The following is a 24,351-nucleotide window of genomic DNA, read 5'->3' on the forward strand; positions in this document are numbered from 1 at the left end:
CGTTTTATGGAATCTGCTATGAGCAAGCTGATGGGTTGTGCGTGTGAGTTCAGAGAGCTCGAACGCATCCCGAGGAGCTTCTGGATGCGATGGATTCCGTTCGTGCGGTTCTACTATTGCAGGCAGTGCCGTCAACAATTCCTGGCGTCCAAGCGCAAGGTCGATGCAGCGCGGCGCATGAGCGTTGTTTACATGTCCAATTCGGCTGGGCATTCGATGACCTCCGCGGCGAGCATGGAGCCCGTCGAGCGCAACGACGTTTCGGCCTAGCCTGTTTCACCCACCTGCCCGTTGTTGGGCGTTTCGTCTCCTTCATCGGTGTTGGCCGTCTCGCCCCTGCGTGCACGTCGATCACTGACCACGATCGCCTGCAGAACGCCAAAGGCATCGCTGGCACGCGACACTTGGTCGCGTACGCTCTTGCAAAAAACCGCGTCGAACTGAGGGCGGCCGCCGGCCTCCACGATGCTGGCATTGCGCCGCGTCTCCAGCCCGGTCTGAATGGTCTTGCGCAGCAGGCGCACGGTGTCGCGCATGTCCAGCAGCGCGGCCGCCGCGCGTGCAGAGCCGATTTCGTGCACGGGCACTGAGTCCAATGTGCCCATGAGGCTGCTCAGGATCGATTCGTCGTAACGATCGAAAAGCACGTTCATGTCGACATGGTCGCCTTCGAACAGCACGCCCATGCGTTCTGCACGCTCTGTGGCACCTCTGGCCACGGCCAGCACCGTGTCGGCGCGTCGCTCTTCGGCCGCGATCTCGGCCATACCGTCGGCCCGGCGCCATGCTCGCGCACGCTGCTCGCTCCACAAAAACACGCCGACGATGGCCACCACACTGGCGACGACGTGGAACCATCCCGACCAGTCGCCGGTCTGTACGCACGTGGCGGCGGATGCGATCCAGAGCTGGCACGGCTCCGGCGGTAGCAAGGTGGGCATTCGGTGGTTGACGCAAAAGACATCATGCTAGGTTGATCCTCTGTGTCGCAAAGCGCTGAACTCAGGGGTGGTGGTCTGCCATTTCGCCTATTTGATAAGGAGAGCAAATTATTAAATGGACTAACGGCAGAACCTGATTTGTTGAAAATCTATTATCTTTTGGCTGATGCGGTATAGGCCGTTAGCATAATTCATATCGGCTGACTGTTCACAAGCGCGTGACACCCTGATGCCGGGCATCTCATGTAATACACGAGTCATTTCACACTGTGTCCGCCATCTCCAAGACAAGGATCGAATTCATGAACTTCCAAGCTCCTCGCTTCGCCTGTGATGGCGCTCCGTGTCCAGACACGTTGGCGCGGTTCATGACCCGTACACGAAACCACCTCGGATTGAGTGCAGTCCACACACTGGCCTCCACGAATTCATCCGATGGCGTTCAAGCACACGGAGGGAACGACAGCGGCGACTTTCAAGGTGCACCACGCGGGCAGTTCGAAGCCATCACTGAAGAGTTTGCCGAGCAGTTCTTCATGGATCATCGCGGCGACCTTCGGGCACGCGTGGAGATCGTGAGGCTGACTCAGGAACTCGCCGCCTGCTCCAGCAAATCGCAAAAGCTGGCGAACGAAATCCGCCATATCGAGGCACGCAACGCGGTTTCCTGAACCGGCCGGGGTCGAGCGTGCGCCGGAGCGCGCCACGCAGACCACTCAACTGGCTGAGCTTGGCCGGAAAATGGCCTTCGGTAAACCGGGGCTCTGTGTAAGGCGTCCCCAGCGGCCTGTCAGAATGCGCCCGCTCTCGCGCCGAACATGACCCGCCCCACCGACCTCCCGCCCCGTTCCCGTGCCCCCATGGCACACCGCACCGGCGCGCTGGCTGCCTGTGCCGCAGTGTTCTGCATCATGCTCCTGCTGACCGTGCTCGGTCATGACGGCAAACGCGTGGCGCAACTCATGGTACTGGCGCTACCGGGCATCGTCTGGCTCGCCTGGCCGATCCAGAATTCGATGTTGCATCGGTTTCGCACCGCGGCGGTTTGGCTTTGGGCCCTCGCCTTCATGATCGACGGAGCGCTGCGTGCCTACCTCCTCGACGCTTACCAGGCGGCCCCCGATAGTTCGGTCGTGTTGACCGCCATCGCCAACACCAACGACCGCGAAAGCACCGAGTACCTCCACATGCACTGGCGTACGCTGGCGGTCTGGTGCGTGGTCCTTTGCGGTGCGGCAGCGGCAACGGCCTGGGCAGCGAGGCAGGGCCTGCGCGCTGGCCTCGAGGCCACGCGCTGGCACGTCGTCCTGGTATGCGCCGTATTGCTGCTGACAATGGTGGCCTATGCAAGCAAGCCCTGGCGACGCTTGCATCCCGTGCTGTTCTGGAGCCATTGGCACACATCCCTCTCCACGCTGCGCGCTGGCTGGACCGGTCAACAGGCTCAACGCGACGCAGCGCTCGTGCGCGCACGGCAGGCATCCCCAGTGGTTCTCAGAGCCGGGCCGTCGACCATCGTGCTGGTCATCACCGACAGCATCAATCGCGACAACCTGTCGCTCTACGGCTACGGGCGCGCCACCACCCCGCGATTACAGACCTACCAACGCCAGTTGGGCAACCAGATGGTGGTCATGCGCAATGCCTGGTCGGTCGATGCCAGCACGCTGCCGGCGTTGCGCAACATGTTTGGTTTCGGTGCGCCCGATGCCGTTGACGCCCAGCATGCGCTGGCCCTGGCGCGCGCGGCAGGCTACAAGGTCTGGTGGATGAGCAACCACGACGACGTGGCCATCGAGCAGCAGCATGGCCGCATGGCCGACGTTTTCGAGATGGTCAACCGCGTGCCGGGCCGCGCAAGCGCATCGCTCGATGGCGAGCTGATCGACTGCCTGCAGGAAGCCATGGAGGATCCGGCAGAACGCAAACTCATCGTCGTGCACCTCATGGGCGCACATCCCCACTACAACCTGCGTTTCCCGGCCGGCGATAACCCTTTCGACCACACGGACGACGATGTCGAGGCGCTGATGAAGAAGCATGGCCGCTCCAGCTGGACGCGGGAATTTCGCCAGTCCTACGACGCCGCCCTGCTCTATCACGACTTCGTGGTGTCAGAGACGCTGCAACTGGCACGCACCGCCGGCACCCCGGGCGGGCACCGTGCATGGATGTACCTGTCAGATCATGGCCAAGAGGTCGGCCACGAGAGCGACCGTGCAGGCCATAGTCCGGCGACGGCCTCCGGCTATCGGATACCGGCCGTGGTGTGGCGCAACGACCCGGCGTCCGCGGCGGAAAGCTTGAATCAGGCCATCCAGCAGCAGCCCTTTCGCTCCGACTGGGCGGCCTACATGCTCATGAACTTACTGGACATCCAGTGGGCCGGCGCGATGCCGCAACGCAATGCGCTGTCGGCCGACTATCGCTGGCAGGCGCCGCACTTGCCCGTGCAGGTGCCGTCGTTCACCGACTGAAGCGCACGAACTCAGACGGGCAGCACCGCTTCAGGAGTCGACGGCTGGCCGTCTGCCGCTCCGGCCGTGGCTTTGACCTTGCGGGCAACCGACGGCTTGGCCATGGGCTTCTTCGCAACCGGTGCCTTGGCGGCGGGTTTCGTTGCAGCGGAAACAGTCTTCTTCTTCTTCACTGCGGGCTTGGCGGCAGGTTTTCTGGTCGTCGGCTTTTTGGCTGCCGCCACTGCAGGAGATGCGACCTTTGAAGCTGCAGGCGCGTCGACAAGAAAATCTTCGATCTTCACGCCACGCTTCTTCAATGCGGCTTTCAACCAGGCTGGCTGAGAACCGCGTCCGCTCCAGCTGTCGCCGGTGACGGCATTGCGGTATTTGATGGCCACCTTGAAGCCTGCTTTTTTCGTAGTGCCGGACGGTGGGGCTGAAGGCACAGACGCGCCCCCGGTCTGGAAACTCTGAAGCGTGCGACCAGCGGCAAGTGCATCGCGTAACCACGCAGGATGCGGACCCCGGCCGCCCCAAGTATGGCCCAGGCCATCCGAATAGCGGGCGCTTTGACCCTTGATTGCCGACGACACGGATCCCGATTTTGGAAATGTGAGGTCATCGGCCGCCAATCCGTAAGTCGCGATGAGCTCATTGGCCTTGGCAACAGCGGCTTTCATTTCGGTGTGACGCAATTTCTCTGCAGCGGCCTGCAATGAAGCAATCTCGCGCGAAAGCTGCGCATAAGTCTTGGTCATGGTCTTTTGTGATCAGGTTGGAATGTACCGAGTCTATGGCGTTTTACCTGAACGGCCGAATAGCCATCGGTAATGGTGACAAGACTAGGAGCTACGTCTATCTGGCTATCAGTTTAACTGGCCAAAGCCTCTTGAGAAAAAGCCCTGCCGATGCGGTGCGCTCGGCAAGCTGCACGAACCCCAACAAGTGCGCGCTCATCACCCTGAGAACTTCCAGGTTTCACGCTCACTTGTGCGCCGAGGTCAGCTACCAATCAGCCTCATGAACAAGAATCGATCTCACTTCGTTTTCCAAGAATGACATGAAACTCCCTACTACGCGGTGGCCTGCCCGCTTCCTGGCCGTCACGGGTCTGACTTTGGCATGCTCCTGGGCCTGTGCGGGCGAAGGCGCATTCGGTTGGGTCTACACACTCGACCTCCAGCCAAAGGGAAAAGCCGAACTTGAACAGAAGGTGGACGTCACTCATGGCCAAGCCACTGGCAGCTACGACCTGGGCCAGTACCGCACGGAACTGGAGTACGGCGTGACGGACGACGTCCAGCTCGGGGCGTACGTGAATGCATTCTCGATCTACGCCAAGAACAATTACCTGAGCTCGGAAGTCTGCACAACGATCCCTTGCACGGCAGGCTTTGGCGTTCCGAGCACCGCCAACAATTCGAGCGCGTACCGTCGCAGCGGCATCGATGGCACCTCGCTGGAGGCCATCTGGCGACTGTTGAATCCGGTGACTTCGCCGGTGGGCATCGGCCTTTATGTCGAGCCGACATGGGGCAAGCTCGAAGACGAATTGGAGTTCCGGATCATCGCGCAATCGAACTTTCTGGACGATCGCCTGATCTTTGCGGCCAATCTGCTGGTCGAGCTCGAAAAGGAAAAGTACGACCCTGTGGGCGGGATCATTCGCAACTCCATGGCCGACCTTCTCTATGGCGTCAGCTACCGCTTCGCACCGAAATGGTCAGCCGGTGTCGAAGGCCGCTTTCATACCGATCACGACGGCTACCACTTCAACCAGCACACCCAGACGGCGAACTTCATCGGCCCGAACGTTCACTATGCCGAGAAAGACTGGTGGGTCACTGCCGCCTGGCGCCATCAGGTTGGCGGAAAGTGCTACGCCGACGGCACTGCGGACTGCTCGTTGGGCCAGGTATGGGACAACCACGGCCGCAACCAGATCATGCTCAAGGTCGGATTTCTCCTGAACTGACGCTTATATGAAATGGAATCCTGCGTGGCTGCTTCCCGTGGCTACCCTGGGGGCGGCCACGGCTCCCCTCGTCGCCCATGCGCGAATCTACATGTCGATCGAACAGGCACAACGCGACATGTTCGGCGGTACCGCGCTCTCACCTTTTCCAGTGGCGTTGACCGCCGCACAGCAGGACGCGCTGCGCGATGCATCTTCGGTTTCGCTGCCCTTTCAAGGGAACCGGATCTGGCGTGCGGCCGACGGAGGCTGGTTCGTGGTTGACGAAGTGGTAGGCAAGCATGAGTCGATTACCTATGCGGTCGGCATTCAAGCCGACGGCAAGGTCAAACGTGTCGAAATCCTCGAATACCACGAGTCGTATGGCTACGAGGTGGCGGAGGACCGTTGGCTGCAGCAATTCGCCGGCAAGGGACAGGATGCCACGCTGAAGCTGGGCAAGGACATCGAGAATATTTCGGGTGCTACGCTGTCATCCAAACACCTCACCGATGGTGTCAAGCGCGTGCTCGTGATGCACGGCCTGGTGCTCAAGGGCCATTGAGCCGACGACGGATGAAGCGCTGTCGGCCTTTGCTCGGAACCTATGTCGAAATCACGGTGCACGACGCATCGGAACGCCGTGGGGTGGAAGCTGCAATCGACGCCGCCTATGCGGCAGTGGACGAGGTGAGTCGCCTCATGTCCTTTCACGACCGGTCGAGCGAACTCTCGCGCATCAACGCGCTTGCAGCGGGCGCCACGATGTCGGTTTCACCCTGGACTTGGCAAGTGCTGACACTCGCGCAGGAATTGCACGCGGTCACCGGTGGCCGCTTCGAATGCGGTGTCGGCGCACGCTTGGTGCGCTGGGGCATGCTTCCCGACCACGGACATGTCACACCGGACTCCGGTTCCATGACGGATCTGGTGCTGCTCGCGAACCACGGCGTGCAGGCCCTTCGGCCGGTGTGCCTGGATCTGGGCGGATTGGCCAAAGGCTTCGCGGTCGACAAGGCCGTCGAGGCGCTCACGGCTTCTGGGATCATGCGAGGCGTGGTCAACGCAGGAGGCGATCTGCGTGTGCTGGGCGACGCGCCCCAGCCCATCCATGTGCGCGACGGGAGCGAGCGCCGGCAACCGCGCTATCTCGGCGAACTGGCGGGCGGCGCCATGGCCACTTCGGCGTCGTACCCTGCGGGCCAGGCGAATCCAACGGGCATGGATGGCGTGCTGGTGAATCCGTTCTCGCAACGGCCCATCCACGGCGATACGCGCTACACCGTGCTCGCCCCGACGTGCGCGGTGGCCGACGGCCTGACCAAGGCGCTCGCCGTGGAAGGCCATCTCGCACCGGACTGCCTCGCGCGGTACAGCGCGCTGGCGTTGGTGGCATGAGCGGCAGGCACCACGGCGCCACACGGGTCGGCCGACTCCCACGCTGGCAACGCTGGCTCTGCTACGGGTTGCTGGGCACCTGCGCAGCGACAGGCCTGCTGTGGTTCGTGCTGCTCGATGCGCTGGGCATGTCGCCACCTCAGCTTCGGCTGTGGTGGGTCGGACATGGCGTCAGCGGACTGGCGGCCTTGCTGGCCATCGGCAGCGTTCTGGCACACCACGTCACCGCCACATGGCGCAACCACCGCAACCGGTGGCTGGGCGGACTCACATTGGGAAGCCTTGCCGCCGGTGTCTGTTCAGCCTTCGTCCTCATGTATGGCCCGGAGGAACTTCATACTTGTGGCCATTGGGCGCATGTAGGACTCGGCATGTTCGCGCTGCTCGTGGTGCCAGCGCACGTCGTGTACGGACGCCGCAGCCGGGGGGCCAAAACCCTTGGTGCCCGGGGCGGGACTTGAACCCGCACACCTTTCGGCGAGGGATTTTAAGTCCCTTGTGTCTACCGATTTCACCACCCGGGCAGGACCGTCAGTGCGCTTGAACTCGCTTGCGAACTCAAGCTAAACAGTCCCTTCCACGCGGCGGAACACGCGCGGCTTGGCGGGGCTGCCAGACATCTGGAGGCGCGACCCGGAGTCGAACCGGGCTACACGGATTTGCAATCCGTTGCATAACCGCTTTGCTATCGCGCCACAATCGTTTCGCCTTGCAAGCAAGAGCGAAGCCCATGAGTTTACACCATGCACTGCCGACTCAAGCATCCGGAATGCCTCGATCCAGACGTGTTGCGACGAGAATGAAATGCATCCGAACGCGGTCGAACACGGCGCGATGCGCCGCCCCTTTATTCTGGAATCCTTTTCATGACGTCTTTCGGTACCGCCGTCCGCCCTGCACTTTCCGAGCGTCTCAGGCGCGAGACCTCCGCGCAGCACGAGCGCATGCACAGCCTGATGGCAAAGGGCAACCCTTTCGCCAGTCGCGAAAGCTACGCAGGGTTCGTGGCGGCCCAGTACCTGTTTCAGCGCGACATCGAACACCTCTTCGCCGACAACGATGTCAGGACAGCGGTGCCTGATCTGGAGGTACGGGGCCGACAGGCTGCATCGCTGGCGGACCTGGCCGACCTGCAATCACCAGTGCCTCTGGACACTTTGGCCAGTTCAGGCGTGTGCATGCCCGAGGCACTGGGCTGGCTCTACGTTTCGGAAGGTTCCACACTCGGCGCTGCATTCCTGTTCAAGGAAGCACAAGCGCAACTCGGTCTGTCCGCCGAGTTCGGTGCGCGCAACCTGGCGGCGTACCCGCAAGGCCGGGCCCAGGCATGGCGGAACTTCGTGGCTTCGCTCGACAGCGACCTGTTGGCCGCCGACTCGCACGATGCTGTCATCGCTGGCGCGCACGCAGCCTATGAACGGTTTGCGCAGCTGCTGGAGCGCTTCTTCAAGCTGCGCGTCGTTCCTTGCTGACACGCCCTGGCGCCATCATTGCCGAGCACCAAATAAAAAAGGACCCGAAGGTCCTTTTTTATTTGGTTGATGTGCTTCACGAAGCCCATCAACACGAATTGGAGCGGGATAAGAGACTCGAACTCTCGACCTCAACCTTGGCAAGGTTGCGCTCTACCAACTGAGCTAATCCCGCGTTTCAAGCCTCAGATTATACAACTATTTTTCAAGGCTTGGCAAGTGAGATCCGCTCATTCAGTGTTTAACCGAACCTTCGATCACCTGGGGTGCCGGCTGCGCGGCGCGCTGCTTGGCCAGTTCGGCGACCGCGGCGGCGGATGCAGCAACTTCTTCATCCGACAGTGGCACGGGCATCTTTTCCAACGCGATCTCCAGCACCTTGTCGATCCACTTGACGGGCACGATCTCCAGACCGTTTTTCACGTTCTCGGGGATGTCCTGCAAGTCCTTGGCATTCTCCTCTGGGATGAGTACGGTCTTGATACCGCCACGCAACGCGGCAAGCAGCTTTTCCTTCAACCCCCCGATGGCCGTGACCTCGCCACGCAGGGTGATCTCACCCGTCATGGCCACGTCGCCGCGCACCGGGATGCCCGTCAGCGCCGACACGAACGCCGTCGTCATGGCCGCTCCCGCGCTCGGACCGTCCTTGGGCGTCGCACCGTCCGGCACATGGATGTGGATGTCCCGCTTCTCGAAGATGTCGTCGCGAATGCCCAGCATGCGGGCACGGCTGCGCACCACCGTGCGTGCAGCCTCCACCGACTCCTTCATGACGTCGCCCAGCGAACCGGTCCGGCTGATCACGCCCTTGCCTGGCATCGACACGGCCTCGATGGTCAGCAGGTCGCCGCCCACTTCGGTCCATGCCAGCCCCACCACCTGTCCCACCTGGTTCTGCTTTTCAGCCAGGCCGAAGGTGTACTTGCGCACGCCCAGGTAGTCGTTCAGGTTGCTGCCATCGACCGTGACCTTCGGCGTCATCTTCTTGAGCAGCAGGCCCTTGACCACCTTGCGGCAGATCTTGGACAGTTCACGCTCGAGCGAGCGCACGCCGGCTTCGCGTGTGTAGTAGCGAACGATGTCGCGCACCGCCTCTTCGGTGATCAGGAGTTCTTCGTCCTTCACACCGTTGTTCTTCATCTGCTTGGGCAGCAGGTACTTCAGAGCGATGTGCGTCTTCTCGTCTTCGGTGTAACCCGACAGCCGGATCACTTCCATCCGGTCGAGCAGCGCCGGCGGGATGTTCATCGAATTCGACGTGGCCACGAACATCACGTCGCTCAGGTCGAAGTCGACCTCGACGTAATGGTCGCCGAACGTGTGGTTCTGTTCGGGGTCGAGCACTTCCAGCAGCGCGCTCGAAGGGTCACCGCGGAAATCCGTGCCGAGCTTGTCGATTTCGTCGAGCAGGAACAGCGGATTGCGCGTGCCGATTTTCGTCAGGCCCTGCAGCACCTTGCCGGGCAAGGCGCCAATGTAGGTGCGGCGATGGCCACGGATCTCGGCCTCGTCGCGCATGCCGCCCAGCGCCATGCGGGTGTACTTGCGGCCTGTCGCCTTGGCAATCGACTGGCCCAGCGAGGTCTTGCCCACGCCAGGTGGCCCGACCAGGCAAAGGATCGGCGCCTTGACCTTGTCCACGCGCTGCTGCACTGCAAGATATTCCAGGATGCGGTCCTTGACCTTGTCCAGGCCATAGTGGTCCTCGTTGAGCACCGCCTCGGCATTGGTCAGGTCATGCTTGATCTTCGTCTTCTTGGCCCACGGCAACCCAATGAGCACGTCGATGTAGTTGCGCACCACGGTGGCTTCAGCAGACATCGGCGACATGAGCTTGAGCTTCTTGAGCTCGCTCTCGGCCTTCTTCAGCGCGTCCTTGGGCATCTTGGCGAGCTTGATCTTCTTTTCGATCTCCTCGATATCCGCGCCATCCTCACCCTCGCCGAGCTCCTTCTGGATGGCCTTGACCTGCTCGTTGAGATAGAAATCGCGCTGGTTTTTTTCCATCTGGCGCTTCACGCGCCCGCGAATCTTCTTGTCCACATTCAGGATGTCGACCTCGCGCTCGAGTTGCCCGTACAGGTTCTCCAGACGCGCCTTGATGTCGTCCAGATCGAGCACCGACTGCTTGTTGTCGAGCTTGAGCGGCAGATGCGCAGCGATGGTGTCAGCCAGACGACCGGCATCGTCGATGCTCGAGATCGAGGTGAGGATCTCCGGCGGGATCTTCTTGTTGAGCTTGACGTACTGGTCAAACTGCTGCATCACGGCACGGCGCAGTGCCTCGATCTCGGTGCCCTTCAAGGCGGCGCCATCGGCAGCTTCCACAGGCGTGACATTGGCGGTGAAATGGGTCTCACCGTCTTCAATGCTGTTGACGCGCGCGCGCTGCTGGCCCTCGACCAGCACCTTCACCGTGCCGTCGGGCAGCTTGAGCATCTGCAGGATGGTCGAGACGCAACCGACCTCGAACATGTCCTCCACCGAGGGCTCGTCCTTCGCGGCGGCTTTTTGCGCAACCAGCATGATGCGGCGCTCGGCCTCCATGGCCAGTTCGAGTGCCTTGATGCTCTTGGGACGACCCACGAACAGCGGAATCACCATGTGAGGAAACACCACGACGTCGCGCAGCGGCAACAGCGGCAGGTCGAGCGCTTCAGGGGGTAAGGGGGTGTGGCCAGACATGCAGATCCTTCGCGTCTTTGGCTTTAAGCCTTTTTCGCCGCTTCGCGGTACACGAGCAACGGCGGCTTGTTTTCGTCGATGGTCGATTCCTCGACCACCACCTTGTCGACGTTGGTCGCATTCGGCAATTCGAACATGGTGTCGATCAGCGATTGTTCAAGGATCGAGCGCAGGCCACGCGCACCGGTCTTGCGGGCGAGCGCCTTGCGGGCGATGGCCTTGAGCGCCGTCGGACGGATTTCCAGGTCGACGCCTTCCATCTGGAAGAGCTTGGTGAACTGCTTGACCACCGCGTTCTTCGGCTCCGTCAGGATCTGCACCAGCGCGTCTTCGCTGAGTTCGGCCAGCGAGGCGACCACGGGCATGCGCCCCACGAGTTCGGGTATCAGCCCGAACTTGATCAAATCCTCAGGCTCGACCTCGCGGAACACCTCGGTGATGCTGCGCTGCGCCTTGCTCCTGACCATCGCGCCGAAGCCGATGCCCGACGCCTCGGTACGGTTTTCGATGACCTTCTCCAGGCCCGCGAACGCACCGCCGCAGATGAACAGGATGTTGGTCGTGTCGATCTGCAGGAAGTCCTGATTCGGATGCTTGCGGCCCCCTTGCGGCGGCACGCTGGCCATCGTGCCTTCGATGAGCTTGAGCAGCGCCTGCTGCACGCCCTCGCCCGACACGTCGCGCGTGATCGACGGGTTGTCGGACTTGCGCGAGATCTTGTCGATTTCGTCGATGTACACGATGCCGCGCTGGGCCTTCTCGACCTCGTAGTTGCAGCTCTGCAGCAACTTCTGGATGATGTTCTCGACGTCTTCCCCGACATACCCGGCTTCGGTCAGCGTCGTGGCATCGGCCATGACGAACGGCACGTCGAGCATGCGCGCGAGCGTCTGTGCAAGCAAGGTCTTGCCGGAACCCGTCGGGCCGATCAGCAGGATGTTGCTCTTGTTGAGTTCGACGTCGTCGCCCTTGGACTTTTCCTTGTGGCGCAGCCGCTTGTAGTGGTTGTACACCGCCACGGACAGCATCCGCTTGGCCGGCTCCTGGCCGATCACGTAGTTGTCGAGGTTGGTCTTGATCTCCAACGGCGTCGGCAGGTCGCTGCGCGCGTCACGTGCCTCTTCGCCGGCCGGCAGTTCGTCACGGATGATTTCGTTGCACAGGTCGATGCATTCATCGCAGATGAAGACGGACGGCCCTGCGATCAACTTCTTGACCTCGTGCTGGCTCTTCCCGCAGAACGAGCAGTAAAGCGTTTTTTCGCTGGAGGAGCCTTTTTTCTCGGCCATGGGCAGGTGCCTCGTAACTGGAATTCAACAATGATAACTAAACAAAAACGGCGTTCTCCGTGTGGGAAAACGCCGCTTGTGCATCGACGCCGCCGGCGCCAGCGCGGGACTCAGGGCCGCTTGTGGATCACTTGGTCGATCAGGCCGTAATCCTTCGACTCGTCAGCCGTCAGGAAATAGTCGCGTTCGGTGTCGCGCTGCACCTTTTCCAGCGGCTGGCCGGTGCGCTCGGCGAGGATGCGGTTCATCTGGTCCTTGGTGCGAAGGATATCGCGCGCATGAATTTCGATGTCGGTCGCCTGACCGCGAGCGCCGCCGAGCACCTGATGGATCATGACCTTGGAATTGGGCAGCGAGAAACGCTTGCCCTTCTCGCCCGCCGCCAGCAGGAAGGCGCCCATGCTGGCCGCGAAGCCGATGCACAGCGTCGACACCGCCGGCTTGATGAACTGCATCGTGTCGTAGATCGCCATGCCGGCGCTCACGCTGCCGCCGGGCGAGTTGATGTAGAACGAGATGTCCTTGTCCGGATTCTCGCTTTCGAGGAACAGCAGCTGCGCCACGACGAGATTGGCGGTCTGGTCATTGACCTCGCCCACCAAGAAAATCACGCGCTCCTTGAGAAGACGCGAGTAGATGTCGTAGGACCGCTCGCCGCGGCCCGATTGCTCGATCACCATCGGCACCATGCCGAGACCCTGGATGTCCTGTGCGCTCATGAATAGCTCCGTTCAGTGCTTGACCTTTGCCGGGCGTTCCCGGCAAGGGATCAGATGGGGATGCAGCCGGCGGCTGCAAGCCCCTGCGGCGGCAGCGGGGCTGATCAGCCCTGCTGTGCCATCAGTTCGTCGAAGGTCACCGACTTCGCGTTGACCTTGGCCTTGCCGAGAACAAACTCGGTCACGTTGTTTTCGATGACCACGGCTTCGACTTCCGCCAGGCGGTTGTTGTCGCTGAAGTACCAGCGAACGACGTCGGCCGGCTTTTCGTAGCTGGCGGCCAACTCGTCGACATGTGCCTTGAGTTGTTCCGGCGTGGCTTGCAGGTTGTTGGCGCGCACCAGTTCGGCGACTACCAGACCCAGGCGCACACGGCGCTCGGCCTGCGGGCGGAACATCTCTTCGGGGATCGGTGCCTTGTCGGCATCCTTGATGCCACGCTGCTTGAGCTCAGCGCGCGCGTTTTCCACCATGCGCTGGACTTCCGACTGCACGCTGGCATTCGGCAGGTCGAGTTCCGCATTGGCAATCAACGCGTCCATCACGGCGTTCTTGTTGCGCGCCAGGAGGCGGAACTTCACTTCGCGTTCGAGGTTGCGCTTGATGTCCGCGCGCAGACCTTCCACCGTGCCTTCGGCAATACCGAGCGACTTGGCCAGCTGTTCGTTGACTTCGGGCAGGTGCGATGCCTCGATCTTCTTGACGGTTACCAGGAAGTCGGCTTGCTTGCCGGCCACATCCTTGCCGTGGTAATCGGCCGGGAAGGACAACGGGAACGTGCGGCTGTCACCGGACTTCAGGCCGCGCACGGCGTCTTCGAACTCCTTGAGCATCTGGCCTTCGCCCACGATGAACTGAAAATCTTCGGCCTTGCCGCCCTGGAAGGGCTCGCCATCGATCTTGCCTTCGAAGTCGACCGTCACGCGGTCGTCGTCGGCCACCTGGGCTTCGAGCGCGCGCTGCGCGAACGTGCGGCGTTGCTTGCGCAGGATGTCCAGGGTCTTGTCGATGGCGTCATCGCCGACCTCGGCCGTGATCTTCTCGACCTCGGCAGCCGACAGGTCATTGATCTTGACGTCAGGGAACACCTCGAAGATGGCGTCGAAGGCCATCTGGCCTTCGGGCGATTCTTCGTTCTCCGTGATGCGCGGCTGGCCCGCCACGCGAAGCTTGGCTTCGTTGGCCGCCTGCGAGAACGCCTCGCCGACCTTGTCGTTCATCACTTCGAAGTGGACCGAATAGCCATAGCGCTGCGCCACGACGTTCATCGGCACCTTGCCTGGACGGAAACCGTCCATCTTGACGGTACGCGCCAGCTTCTTGAGGCGCGATTCGACTTCCGACTGGATGGTGCCGACCGGAAGGGTCAGGGTGATCTTGCGTTCGAGCTTCTCGAGAGTTTCAACGTTCACGGTCATTTCTGTCTTCCTTGAGGGGGTATGCTGGTGCGCGGGGCCTGCATCGTTGGGATGCCAGTTCATGGGCTTCAGGCGCACGTCGCGGGATTTTTGCGGTAACACCGCGAGACCCGCGATGGAAAATTGCCAACCGAGGATTCTACTGTGACGGCAATCCTGATTTCTCAAGGGCCGATCACCGGTGGATTGCCGGCCCTGATGTCCCATCGGACGATTCAGAGCAACAGAAAGGCCGCCGCAGCCACCGCAGTTGGGCCCAGCGCACCCGCCAGCAGCCCGCCCAGGCTGACCGTTTCGTCGGCAAAGCCGCGCCGCAGCAGCGCCACGCCCGCCGGATTCGGTGCATTGGCGATCACTGTCAACCCGCCGCCCGCCACTGCGCCGGCCATCAACATGTATTTGGACGCTTCCGACATCCCCTCGATCAACGAACCCAGGTAGGTCAGTGCCGCGTTGTCTGCGATCGCCGTCAGACCGAGTGCGCCAAAGAACAACGCCAGGGGCGACAGGCTGGCCACGATCGGTTGCAGCCACCAGCGCTGCAGTCCGCCCAGCACCACGAGCCCGGCGAGGAAAAACGCCACGAGCAGCGCCTCTTTCAGAAGCAGCGGGCTCTGGTGACGCGAGTAGGCCTGGACAAAGCCCATGAACAACAGAAAGAGACTCAGGAACACGACCGGGTGATGGGCAGACATCACCACGCCGGCCAGCAGCAGCAGATGTACCGCGACGACAGCAAAAGGCACCTTGGGCTCCACGGGTTCGCCCTGCGGAGTCGGTACTGCGGGCTGAAGGTACTTGCGCAATGCGAAGGTTGCCACGGTCGCGTTGATGCAGACTGCAAGGGCCGCCTTCCAGCCGAAGGTGGCAAGCATGAAGGCGCTGTCCCATTGCCACGTCACGGCGACCATCAGCACCGGCGGCGCCGCATAGGACGTGAGCGTGCCGCCGATCGACACGTTGACCAGCAGCACGCCGAGGGCGAGGTATTTGGCGCGCTCGGGAATGTCCCTGCGAAAAATCTGCGGCGCGAGCAACAGCGCGGCGATGGTCATGGCCGCCGGCTCGGTGATCAGCGAGCCCGCCAATGGAACGGCTGCCAGCCCCAGCCAGGCCACCGCCAGCGGCGTGCGCACCGGCAGCACGCGCGCGCACGCATCCACCCAAGCCATGACGGCACGCAGCACCGGGCGCGACGCCGCCATGACCATGATGACGAAGACGAACAATGGTTCGGTGTAGTTGCGGGATTCCGCATACGCCAGCGCCTGGTCTGCGCCGCCGACCCATGCCATCAGGACCACGAGCACGATGGCCCAGAAGCCGAAGACGACCTCGACCTCCCCCAGCAGGTGCAGCAGGCCTGCATGGCGCGGAAAGCGATGCGCCAATCGCGAGAATTGGCTGGCAGCGAAGGTATGCACCAACGCAAGCGCGAAGAGAGTGGCGGCGATCCACTGGATCGCCGGTTCGTAGGAGAGGTTCATGAGGTCGCGGTACTTCCGCGTGGCGGCCCGACCATCGCTACAACCTGATGCCCTGCAGTCCAAGGCAGCACCCGCCCTCATTGTAACCAACGGCCATGGCCCCAACCTTCCATGAGATCGCTACGGGCACTACACTGAAAGAACCTCAGGAGCCACGACTTGCCACTCACCTCTCGCCTGCAAAAGGAAAGAGCGCTCAACGCAGCGGGCATCGTGGTGCGCCCGTTACCCTCCGCGCCGATGGTTCTGGCAACCGGTGAACAGATCTGGCCGGAACGCACGCCGATGCAGCTGTCCACCGAATGGGAGCGCGAGGTCGATCGCCTGTATCAGCAGATGGTCGAAGCCCAATCCCAACCGCCGACCGGCGCCGTACAGCGCTTTGTCGAGACATGCCGCAAAGATGGGCTGTCCGAGGCGTTGACAGCGCTGAACCAACAGGTGCGGCATCGGTACACGGCGGTATACGCCATCGATGGCGAGACCATGAAGAACATCGTGCTGGTTGACAAGGCCGGCGAAGATATCCCGGCCCATCTCGCGCAAGTCCCCATGGGTCTGAGCTTCTGCCAGTACGTGCTTCGGGACGGTGTGTTCCTGTCCAATGATTCGACCACGGACGTTCGGCTGCATGGCCACCCCTCCCAAAGCGTGGTGGTTGCATACCATGCGGTGCCGATCATCGACGACGCTGGCGCCGTCTTCGGCTCCCTTTCCCACTTTGACTTGCGTGCGCAGCCGCTCAGCGACATCGAATTCACGCATTTGCAAGGCATTGCACGCGTGATCTATCCCTTTGCCCGCGACTGGCAGGCACAGAAAAAAGCCCCTGTTCCAGAAAAGAAACAGGGGCTTTGAAGACCGTCGGCAAGAAACCCGATGAAGCGGGCTTTTCCGAGGCGTGGTGCGCGGGGCGGGACTCGAACCCGCACAGTATTGCTACCGTCAGGACCTAAACCTGGTGCGTCTACCAATTTCGCCACCCGCGCAATCCGGATGTGAGACCGACGGCTCTGAAAGAGTCGCCCGCCAAATCGGTAACCGCGTATTTTAGCTGCTAAACCGGCCGATTCTCAGTCTCGCGCTTCACACGGAAAGCAGCAGCGTACATCGCCGGCAGTGCCAGCAAGGTGAGCACGGTGGCCACGATCAGCCCCCCCATGATCGCCACCGCCATCGGCCCCCAGAACACGCTGCGCGACAACGGGATCATGGCGAGCACCGCCGCTGCCGCCGTCAGCACGATCGGGCGCAGCCGGCGCACGGCCGACTCCACGATCGCGTCCCAGGCCGGCACGCCGGCCGTGCGGTCGCTTTCGATCTGGTCGATCAGGATCACGGAATTGCGCTGGATCATGCCCATCAACGCGATCACGCCGAGCAGCGCCACGAAGCCAAACGGCCGATTGAGAAGCAGCAGGGCCGCGGCCACCCCGGCAATGCCCAGCGGGCCCGTGATGAAGACCAGCAGCGCGCGGCTGAAGCTGTGCAACTGCAGCATCAGCAGCGTGAACACCAGGAACAGCATGATCGGCACGCCAGCCACGATCGAGGCAGAGCCCTTGCTGCTCTCCTCCGTCGCGCCCGCCACCTCGATGCGGTAGCCGCTCTTGCCAGCGGCACGCCAGCCTGCCTCGATCTCGCGCAGGCGGGGCAGCAGTTCACTGGTGACGGTCGCACCCTGCAGCCCTTCGACGATGTCGCCCTGCACGGTGATCGCGTAGTCGCGGTTCTCGCGCCACATCACCCCCGGCTCCCAGCCGAACACCGGCTTGGCGATCTGCGTGAGCGGAATCGAAGTGCCCGAGGCCGTCGGCAGGTAAGCATTGGCGATATCGGAGATGTCGTTGCTGTCGCCTGGCTGCGCCCGCATCACGATGTCGATGAGACGATCGTTTTCGCGGTATTGCCCGACCGTCGTGCCGGTGTAGGTGTTGCGTGCAGCCTGCGCGATCGACTGGCTGGTCACGCCCAGTGCACGGGCCTTGGCCTGGTCGACTTCCAGCCGGATCACCTTGACCGACTCGTTCCAGTTGTCGTTGACGCCACGCATGTGCGGGTTGTCGCGCAGCGCCGCCTTGACCTCATCGGCATACAGGCGCAACTGCGCGGGCTCCAGGCCGATCACACGGAATTGCACCGGGTACGGCACAGGCGGTCCGTTGGGCAGCAGTTTCACGCGACCGCGCGCTTCGGGAAATTCCTGCGCCAGCAAGCCCGGCAGCGTCTTGCGCAAGTGCTCGCGGTCAGACAACGACTGGGCCATCACGATCATCTGCGAGACATTGCTCTGCGGAAACACCTGGTCGAGCGGCAGATAAAAGCGCGGCACGCCCGAGCCGATCCAGGTGCTCACCGTCGACACGCCGGCCTCGGCCATCAGCCGACGCTCGGCGCGGCGCGTCACCTCTTCGTTGGCCTGCATCGAAGTGCCTTCGGGAAACCACAGTTCCACCATGACCTCGGGGCGGCTCGAATCAGGGAAGAACTGCTGCTGCACACGCCCCATGCCCACGATGCCCAGGACGAAGATCAGCACGGTCGCACCGATGGTGAGCCACCGATATTCGACGCACCAGTTCACCGCGCGGCGAAAGCCGTTGTAGAAGCGGGTATCGAAAAGTTCGTGCGGCGGCTGGTCGGGGTCGTGCGCCTTCACCTTGAGCAGCAACGTGCCCAGGTAGGGCACGAAGTAGACCGACACGATCCACGACAGCACCAGCGCGATCACCGTCACCGCGAAGATGGCAAAGGTGTATTCGCCGGTCACCGACTTCGCCAGGCCGATGGGCAGGAAGCCCGCCGCGGTGATCAGCGTGCCGGTCAGCATGGGCTTGGCCGTGACGTCGTAGGCGAAGGTCGCCGCGCGCGCCTTGTCATAGCCCTCCTCCATCTTGCGCACCATCATCTCGACCGCAATGATCGCGTCGTCCACCAGCAGCCCAAGCGCGATGATCAGCGAGCCCAGCGATATCTTGTGCAGGCCGATGTTGAAGTAGTTCATCGCCAGGAAGGTCACGGCCAGCACGAGCGGAATGGTGATCGCAACCACCAGTCCTGGCCGCACGTCGACGTGCCAGCCCAGGCGCCCGCCCTTGTGCAGACCCAGTGCGATGAAGCTCACCGCCAGCACGATGGCCACCGCCTCGATCAGCACGTGGATGAATTCATTGACCGAGGTCGCCACCGCAACCGGCTGGTCCTGCACCTGCACCAGCTCAACGCCGGCGGGCAGCCGCCGCTGGATCTCTGCGGAAGCGCCGCGCAGCGCCTTGCCCAGCGCGATGATGTCGCCACCCTTGGCCATCGACACACCCAAAGCGATCACCTCACGGCCCTGATGGTGGACCTTCGTGGTCGGCGGATCGACGTAGCCGCGCCGGACGTCCGCCACATCGCCCAGGCGGATCTGCACGCCCGACGAGCCGCGAATGGGCATGTTGCGCAACTGGTCGACGCTGGTGAACTGTCCGGCCACGCGCATCTGGACCACATCCAGCGGTGCCTGGATCACACCGGCGCTTTCCACCGCGTTCTGCGCGCCGAGCTGCTGGATGACGGCGTTGAGGTCCAGCCCCAGCTGCGCGACGCGCTTCTGGGACAGCTCGATGTAGACCTTTTCGTCCTGCACACCGAACTGTTCGACCTTGGCGACGTCTTTCACGCGCAGCAGTTGCTGGCGCGCGTCGTCGGCAAAATCACGCAGTTCAGCATAGCTGAAGCCATCGGCTTGCAGCGCGTAGATCACGCCATACACGTCGCCGAAATCGTCGTTGAAGAAGGGCCCCTGGATGTTCGAAGGCAACGTGCCCCGGATGTCGCCGATCTTCTTGCGCACCGTGTACCAGACATTCGGCACCTCGCTGGCTTTGGCGGAATCCTTGATCTGGAAGATGATCTGCGACTCGCCCGGCTTGGAGTAGCTGCGGATCTTGTCGGCGTAGGGCGCCTCCTGCAGCGTGCGTTCCAGCTTGTCGGTGACCTGCTCGGCCACCTGCTGCGCCGTGGCGCCCGGCCAATAGGTGCGCACGACCATCGCACGAAAGGTGAAAGGCGGGTCTTCGTCCTGGCCCAGCTGAAAATAGGCCGCGCAGCCCAGGAGCATCAGCACGACCATCAGGTAGCGCGTGAGTGGTGCGTGGTCGAGCGCCCAACCCGAAAGGTTGAAACCCTTTGGTTTTTCCTGCGCGTGCGGCTCTGGCGCGCTCATCGCGCGGCACCCGAGGCGGGGGCGGCAGGTGCAGGTACCGACGCCGTACGCGCCGTACCCGCCGCATTCGCGGCTGCGGCACTGGCCTTGTCCTGATACAGGGTGACCTTCTGGCCCGGCGACAGCACATGCACGCCGGCCACGACCACCGTGGCGCCCGGCGCCAGTCCGGAGGTGACCACGGCTTCGTTGCCGTCCGCCGTGTCCACCTGCACGCGTTGCGAGCGCACAGTCATGGTTGCCCGGTCGAGCACCCAGACTGCCGTGGCACCTGCGTCTTCGCGCAGCGCGCTCGTCGGCAACTTGAGCACCGGCGTCCCGCTGCGCGAAAGCGCCTTGGGACGCGCGTAAACCGTGGCGCCCAGGGCAGGCGCCGTGGCGGCATCGATCGCCACCTTCACGCCGTAGGTCCGCGTGACCGGATCGGCGCTGGCGGCCACTTCGCGGACCTTGCCTTCGAGTGTCTGGCCGCCGACCCAGCCGCGCACGGTCACCGGCGAGCCCACGGGAATCTGCCGCACTTCATCTTCGGGCACCGCGAACACGACGTCGCGAGCACCGTCCTGTGCAATGCGCACCACCGTCGCCCCCGCCGCGACGACCTGCCCCGGCTCCGCTTCGACCGCCGTCACGACGCCTGGCGCATCGGCCACCAGCGTGGTGTAGCTCGCCTGGTTGCCCTGGGAACGCGTCTGCGCCTGGGCTTGCTCCAGTTGCGCCTGTGCTGACTTGTAGGTGCTTTCCCGGCGCTCGAGCTCCGCACCGCTGATGAAGTTCTGCGCGCGCAGTTCGCGGTAACGCCCCAGGTCGGCCTGCGCCAGGTCCCGGTTGGTCAGGGCCGCGGCCTGCTGAGCGCGGGCTGCTTCGGCGGCCAGCCGGTAATCCTGGGGGTCGAGCTGCGCGAGCACCTGCCCGGCCTGCACATGCTGGCCCAGCTCGACCTCGCGACGCGTGACCTTGCCGGCCACCCGAAAACCGACGCGTGACTCCACGCGCGCCTTGACGTCGGCGGAGAACTCCGGCTCTGTCTGGAAGGCGCTGCGTCCCACGTCGACCACTTTGACGGCCCGCAAAGGCTCCTGGGCGGCGGGTGGACGCGAGCAGGCGGCGAGGGCAAGGACCGACACGGCCAGCGCCCAGGTGCCGCGTACGCGCGATGAAGAAACAGGATATTTCACGGTCATCGAGACACCTTGGGACTTACGGGGAGGGGTCACTAATGACCAAAGGGTTAGTAATCTAGGGGAAAGGTTTCACGCTGTCAATGCGAGCCGAAAACCGGCGCGGACCGGCCGGATGACTCGATTTCGACAATAACCCAAGAGTCGTGAAATGCCGCCAAAACCGGCACTGCCCGCAGGCTGGGCAAGCGCCGCGCCGCGGTGCACCTGGCCTCAGGAGCGCGCGCCCATCTCCACCAGCCGGTTGCCGGGCAGTTCGAAATAGTCGGACGCCCTTCCCGCATTGCGTTGCATCGCGCTGAACAGCGCCTGTCGCAGCGGGTTCATGCCGGGCAGGTCTGCATCGCCCAGCGAGGTGCGCGACACGAAATAAGACGTGCTCATGGCCTCGCAGGCCAGGCCATTCTGATAGGCGAAGATGCGGATGAATTCCGGAACGTCGGCGCGCTCCATGTAACCGTGGCGCGCGGTCATGCGCCAGATGCCGTGGCCAAGTGCCTCCGCCGAAATCCGTTCGCGCGCATCCACACGCGGCGTGTCGCATGTCAGCACCTGCATGATCACGACCTGCTCGTGCAGCACCTGGTTGTGCTTGAGGTTGTGCAGCAGCGCATGCGGCGCAGCCTCCGCATCCGCATTGAGAAACACGGCCGTGCCCCGCACACGGTGAGGCATGTGGCCCGCCAGCGCCTCGACAAAAGGCACCAATGGCAGACGCTCGCGTGCTGCAAGCGTCAGGCCGATGCGCCGACCCTTGGCCCAGGTCGTGAAGACCATCATGGCGGCGGCAGCCACAGCCAGTGTGAGCCAGCCACCCTCGGCGATCTTCAGGCTGTTGGCGACCACGAAGGTCAGGTCGACGATCACGAAGGCCAGCACACCGACGCCGACGGCTATTCGGTTCCAGCGCCACAGGTACAGCGCCACCACACCGGCGAGCAGCGAGGTCGTGACCATGGTGATCGACACCGCGATGCCATACGCCGCCGACAGCGCGCTGGAGCTGCGAAAGCCGAATACCAGCAGCAGCACACCCACCATCAGCAGCCAGTTCATTCCCGGCACGTAGACCTGGCCAATCGCCTCGCCCGAGGTCTGGACCACGCGCATGCGAGGCAGGTAACCCATGCGCATGGCTTGAACGGTCAGCGAGAACGCACCCGAAATGACCGCCTGCGACGCAATCACGGTGGCCATGGCCGCCAGCGCGACCATCGGCAAGACGCCCCAGGCCGGAAACAGGCGAAAGAAGGGGTTGTCGATGGCTGCAGGGTTGGACAACACCAGTGCGCCCTGGCCGAAATAGTTGAGCACCAATCCGGGCAGCGCGATGAAGAGCCAGGCCAGGCGGATCGGCCGCGCGCCGAAATGACCCATGTCGGCGTAGAGCGCCTCACCCCCAGTGAAGGCCAGGAACACCGCGCCGAGCACGGCGAGCGCCTGCGCCTGGTGCGTGAACAGGAAACCGACCGCCCGGCGCGGATCGAGCGCCATCAGCACCTGCGGTTGCTGAATCACCTGCCAGAGTCCGGCTACCGCGATGACGACAAACCAGACCAGCATCACCGGCCCGAACACCCTCCCCACCAAGGCCGTGCCCTTGCGCTGCACGGCGAACAATCCAATGAGGATGAGCGTGGTGATCGGGATCACGAAAGGCTGCATGCGAGGTGCCTGCACCTCCAGCCCCTCGACGGCCGACAGCACCGAGATCGCCGGCGTGATCAGGCTGTCACCGTAGAACATGGCGGCACCCACGAGCCCGAGCAACGCGATGGCCTGTATCAGCCAGGGCCGCGCCGCGCTGGACTCGGCCGCGCGTCGTGCCAGTGCCTGCAGCGCCAGAATGCCACCCTCGCCGTCATGGTCGGCACGCAGCACGAACACCACGTACTTGAGCGTGACCACGAAAAGCAGCCCCCAGAACACCAACGACAGCAGGCCCAGCACCGCGTCGGGCGAAAACACGACGCCATGCTCCGGGTTCAACGTTTCCTTGAAGGCATAAAGCGGTGACGTACCGATGTCGCCGAACACCACACCGAGGGCGGCCACGGTCAGGCTCGCGCCCGCACGCGCAGGCGCCTGGGCGTCAACCTGGGCAAGGGGAACGGTTTTCATGGCAAGTGTCATGGCAGAGGAAAAGGCAGCAAGACGCAAGGCAAAGCGTGCGTCGCGCGCCGATCCTACTTCGCCGTGAACGAGAATCCACCGAGTGTCTTCTTTGCCCCACACCGATACAGCCGCGCCACCCACGCACTACGAGAACTTTCCCGTGGCTTCCTGGCTCTGCCCGCCCCGGCTGCGTCCACCCATCGCCGCCATCTACATCTTTGCGCGCACGGCCGACGACATCGCCGACGAAGGCGACGCCACATCCGACGCGCGCATCGCCGAACTGCACGACTTTCGCGCCGACCTGGCGGCTGTGGCACGCGGCGCCCCGGCCTCGTCCCGCTGGCCTGAAGTCTTCGGTCCGCTCGCGCGGGCCTTGCGCGACTTCGCGCTGCCCGAAGCACTGCTGGCCGACCTGCTCAGCGCCTTCGCCCAGGACGTTGGCCACACGCGTGACGCCATCGGCTACACCGACCGTGCCGGCCTGCTGGATTACTGCCGGCGCTCGGCCTGCCCGATCGGCCGGCTGCTGCTGCACCTCTATGGCGTCGGCGACGCGCGTTCGCTGGCGCAGAGCGATGCCGTCTGCAGCGCGCTGCAGCTCATCAATTTCTGGCAGGACCTGAGCGTCGACCTGCCACGCCGGCGCTTCTACCTGCCCGCGGACGACCTTGCTGCGCACGGCCTCGTCCCGGCGGACCTGCGGCGATTCCGACCCCTGTCGCCGGCTGTGCCGCCCCCCGCGGCGGCCCTGGCGCTGGTCGCTGCCGAAGTGGCCTGGGCAAGGGCGCTCATGACCGAGGGCGCCCCCCTGGTGCATCGGTTGCCCGGGCGCATCGGCTGGGAACTGCGGCTGGTCGTGCAGGGCGGCCTGCGCATCCTCGACAAGATCGAGGCGCTGGGCTTCGACACCTTCTCGCAACGCCCCACGCTCGACAAGGCCGATGCACTTCGGCTGACATGGCGCGCACTTAGGATGCGGAGACAATCAGCCGCATGAAGAAGAAGCCGAACGCCAGT

20 protein-coding genes and 4 tRNA genes are annotated in these 24,351 nt (G+C 63.3%); 10 read left to right on the top strand and 14 right to left on the bottom strand.

The genetic code is table 11. From position 1 onward, the window contains the following. The first annotated feature begins 18 nt into the window (after nt 1-18). Entirely contained in the window at nt 19-270 is a 252-nt protein-coding gene (locus tag J2W36_RS06405) for a hypothetical protein (protein WP_307688863.1), read from the top strand. Here the strand turns inward: J2W36_RS06405 and J2W36_RS06410 are convergent. Continuing rightward, the gene (locus J2W36_RS06410) at nt 267-941 is read right to left on the bottom strand and encodes a hypothetical protein (RefSeq protein WP_307688864.1); all 675 of its coding nucleotides are present in this window, start codon (nt 939-941) and stop codon (nt 267-269) included. The genes J2W36_RS06405 and J2W36_RS06410 overlap by 4 nt on opposite strands. A 302-nt stretch (nt 942-1,243) precedes the next feature. Here J2W36_RS06410 and J2W36_RS06415 point away from each other — a divergent pair, with 302 nt between their 5' ends. Together J2W36_RS06415 and J2W36_RS06420 are read left to right on the top strand one after the other, a co-directional pair. After that, nucleotides 1,244-1,612, top strand: a complete 369-nt coding sequence (locus J2W36_RS06415; protein WP_307688865.1) for a hypothetical protein — start codon at nt 1,244-1,246, stop codon at nt 1,610-1,612. A 189-nt stretch (nt 1,613-1,801) separates the two neighbouring features. Then, nucleotides 1,802-3,418, top strand: coding sequence for a phosphoethanolamine transferase (locus J2W36_RS06420; RefSeq protein ID WP_307688866.1), 1,617 nt, complete (start codon nt 1,802-1,804; stop codon nt 3,416-3,418). An 11-nt stretch (nt 3,419-3,429) separates the two neighbouring features. Here the strand turns inward: J2W36_RS06420 and J2W36_RS06425 are convergent, their stop codons facing one another. Then, entirely contained in the window at nt 3,430-4,158 is a 729-nt protein-coding gene (locus tag J2W36_RS06425; protein ID WP_307688867.1) for an H-NS family nucleoid-associated regulatory protein, read from the bottom strand. 302 nt (nt 4,159-4,460) lie between these two features. On the opposite strand from J2W36_RS06425, the gene J2W36_RS06430 reads away from it, so the two are divergent. Genes J2W36_RS06430 through J2W36_RS06445 form a run of 4 tightly spaced genes read left to right on the top strand, consistent with a single transcriptional unit; the run spans nt 4,461 to nt 7,213 of the window. Next, nucleotides 4,461-5,375, top strand: a complete 915-nt coding sequence (locus J2W36_RS06430; protein ID WP_307688868.1) for a DUF6662 family protein — start codon at nt 4,461-4,463, stop codon at nt 5,373-5,375. 7 nt (nt 5,376-5,382) lie between these two features. Continuing rightward, nucleotides 5,383-5,919 (top strand): FMN-binding protein, encoded by a 537-nt coding sequence (locus tag J2W36_RS06435; RefSeq protein ID WP_307688869.1) that lies wholly within the window; start codon nt 5,383-5,385, stop codon nt 5,917-5,919. Nucleotides 5,920-5,930: 11 nt separating this feature from the next. Further along, nucleotides 5,931-6,752 carry an FAD:protein FMN transferase gene (locus tag J2W36_RS06440; RefSeq protein WP_307688870.1) on the top strand — a complete coding sequence of 274 codons (822 nt, stop codon included), beginning with the start codon at nt 5,931-5,933 and terminating at the stop codon, nt 6,750-6,752. Beyond that, a complete protein-coding gene (locus tag J2W36_RS06445) occupies nt 6,749-7,213 on the top strand; it encodes a hypothetical protein (RefSeq protein ID WP_307688871.1) in 465 nt (154 codons plus the stop codon). Before J2W36_RS06440 ends, J2W36_RS06445 begins: the two co-directional genes overlap by 4 nt. Here J2W36_RS06445 and J2W36_RS06450 read toward each other — a convergent pair. Both J2W36_RS06450 and J2W36_RS06455 read right to left on the bottom strand, forming a co-directional pair. Further along, nucleotides 7,192-7,276: transfer RNA gene (locus tag J2W36_RS06450), tRNA-Leu, on the bottom strand. The genes J2W36_RS06445 and J2W36_RS06450 overlap by 22 nt on opposite strands. A 97-nt stretch (nt 7,277-7,373) precedes the next feature. Continuing rightward, a tRNA-Cys gene (locus tag J2W36_RS06455) sits at nt 7,374-7,447 on the bottom strand. A gap of 171 nt (nt 7,448-7,618) precedes the next feature. Between J2W36_RS06455 and J2W36_RS06460 the strand changes: the two genes are divergently transcribed. Then, the gene (locus J2W36_RS06460) at nt 7,619-8,224 is read left to right on the top strand and encodes a biliverdin-producing heme oxygenase (protein ID WP_307688872.1); all 606 of its coding nucleotides are present in this window, start codon (nt 7,619-7,621) and stop codon (nt 8,222-8,224) included. 99 nt (nt 8,225-8,323) lie between these two features. On the opposite strand, the gene J2W36_RS06465 is transcribed toward J2W36_RS06460, so the two are convergent. The 6 genes from J2W36_RS06465 to J2W36_RS06490 all read right to left on the bottom strand — a co-directional run bounded on the left by J2W36_RS06465 (nt 8,324) and on the right by J2W36_RS06490 (nt 15,825). Then, a tRNA-Gly gene (locus J2W36_RS06465) sits at nt 8,324-8,399 on the bottom strand. Between the two features lie 59 nt (nt 8,400-8,458). Further along, nucleotides 8,459-10,912, bottom strand: coding sequence for an endopeptidase La (gene lon, locus J2W36_RS06470; RefSeq protein WP_307688873.1), 2,454 nt, complete (start codon nt 10,910-10,912; stop codon nt 8,459-8,461). Nucleotides 10,913-10,935: 23 nt separating this feature from the next. Then, the gene (gene clpX, locus J2W36_RS06475) at nt 10,936-12,201 is read right to left on the bottom strand and encodes an ATP-dependent Clp protease ATP-binding subunit ClpX (protein ID WP_307688874.1); all 1,266 of its coding nucleotides are present in this window, start codon (nt 12,199-12,201) and stop codon (nt 10,936-10,938) included. Between the two features lie 110 nt (nt 12,202-12,311). Further along, nucleotides 12,312-12,920, bottom strand: a complete 609-nt coding sequence (clpP, locus tag J2W36_RS06480; protein WP_307688875.1) for an ATP-dependent Clp endopeptidase proteolytic subunit ClpP — start codon at nt 12,918-12,920, stop codon at nt 12,312-12,314. A 104-nt stretch (nt 12,921-13,024) separates the two neighbouring features. Continuing rightward, nucleotides 13,025-14,338, bottom strand: a complete 1,314-nt coding sequence (tig, locus tag J2W36_RS06485; RefSeq protein ID WP_307688876.1) for a trigger factor — start codon at nt 14,336-14,338, stop codon at nt 13,025-13,027. A gap of 215 nt (nt 14,339-14,553) precedes the next feature. Next, entirely contained in the window at nt 14,554-15,825 is a 1,272-nt protein-coding gene (locus J2W36_RS06490; protein ID WP_307688877.1) for a putative Na+/H+ antiporter, read from the bottom strand. 159 nt (nt 15,826-15,984) lie between these two features. Between J2W36_RS06490 and J2W36_RS06495 the strand changes: the two genes are divergently transcribed. Then, on the top strand, nt 15,985-16,683 hold the full coding sequence (locus tag J2W36_RS06495) for a GAF domain-containing protein (protein WP_307688878.1): 699 nt from the start codon (nt 15,985-15,987) through the stop codon (nt 16,681-16,683). Nucleotides 16,684-16,727: 44 nt separating this feature from the next. On the opposite strand, the gene J2W36_RS06500 is transcribed toward J2W36_RS06495, so the two are convergent. The 4 genes from J2W36_RS06500 to J2W36_RS06515 form a co-directional block, all read right to left on the bottom strand. Further along, a tRNA-Leu gene (locus J2W36_RS06500) sits at nt 16,728-16,814 on the bottom strand. 68 nt (nt 16,815-16,882) lie between these two features. After that, nucleotides 16,883-20,035 (bottom strand): efflux RND transporter permease subunit, encoded by a 3,153-nt coding sequence (locus J2W36_RS06505; RefSeq protein ID WP_307688879.1) that lies wholly within the window; start codon nt 20,033-20,035, stop codon nt 16,883-16,885. Next, complete coding sequence (locus J2W36_RS06510; RefSeq protein ID WP_307688880.1) at nt 20,032-21,219, bottom strand: efflux RND transporter periplasmic adaptor subunit; 1,188 nt, start codon at nt 21,217-21,219, stop codon at nt 20,032-20,034. The genes J2W36_RS06505 and J2W36_RS06510 overlap by 4 nt, the downstream gene beginning before the upstream one ends. Nucleotides 21,220-21,429: 210 nt before the next feature. Continuing rightward, a complete protein-coding gene (locus tag J2W36_RS06515) occupies nt 21,430-23,337 on the bottom strand; it encodes a potassium transporter Kup (protein ID WP_307688881.1) in 1,908 nt (635 codons plus the stop codon). A gap of 94 nt (nt 23,338-23,431) precedes the next feature. Here J2W36_RS06515 and hpnC point away from each other — a divergent pair, with 94 nt between their 5' ends. Then, on the top strand, nt 23,432-24,331 hold the full coding sequence (gene hpnC, locus J2W36_RS06520) for a squalene synthase HpnC (protein WP_307688882.1): 900 nt from the start codon (nt 23,432-23,434) through the stop codon (nt 24,329-24,331). Nucleotides 24,332-24,351: the final 20 nt, after the last annotated feature.

The organism is Variovorax ginsengisoli, from assembly GCF_030811835.1.
Classification (GTDB): domain Bacteria; phylum Pseudomonadota; class Gammaproteobacteria; order Burkholderiales; family Burkholderiaceae_C; genus Variovorax; species Variovorax ginsengisoli_C.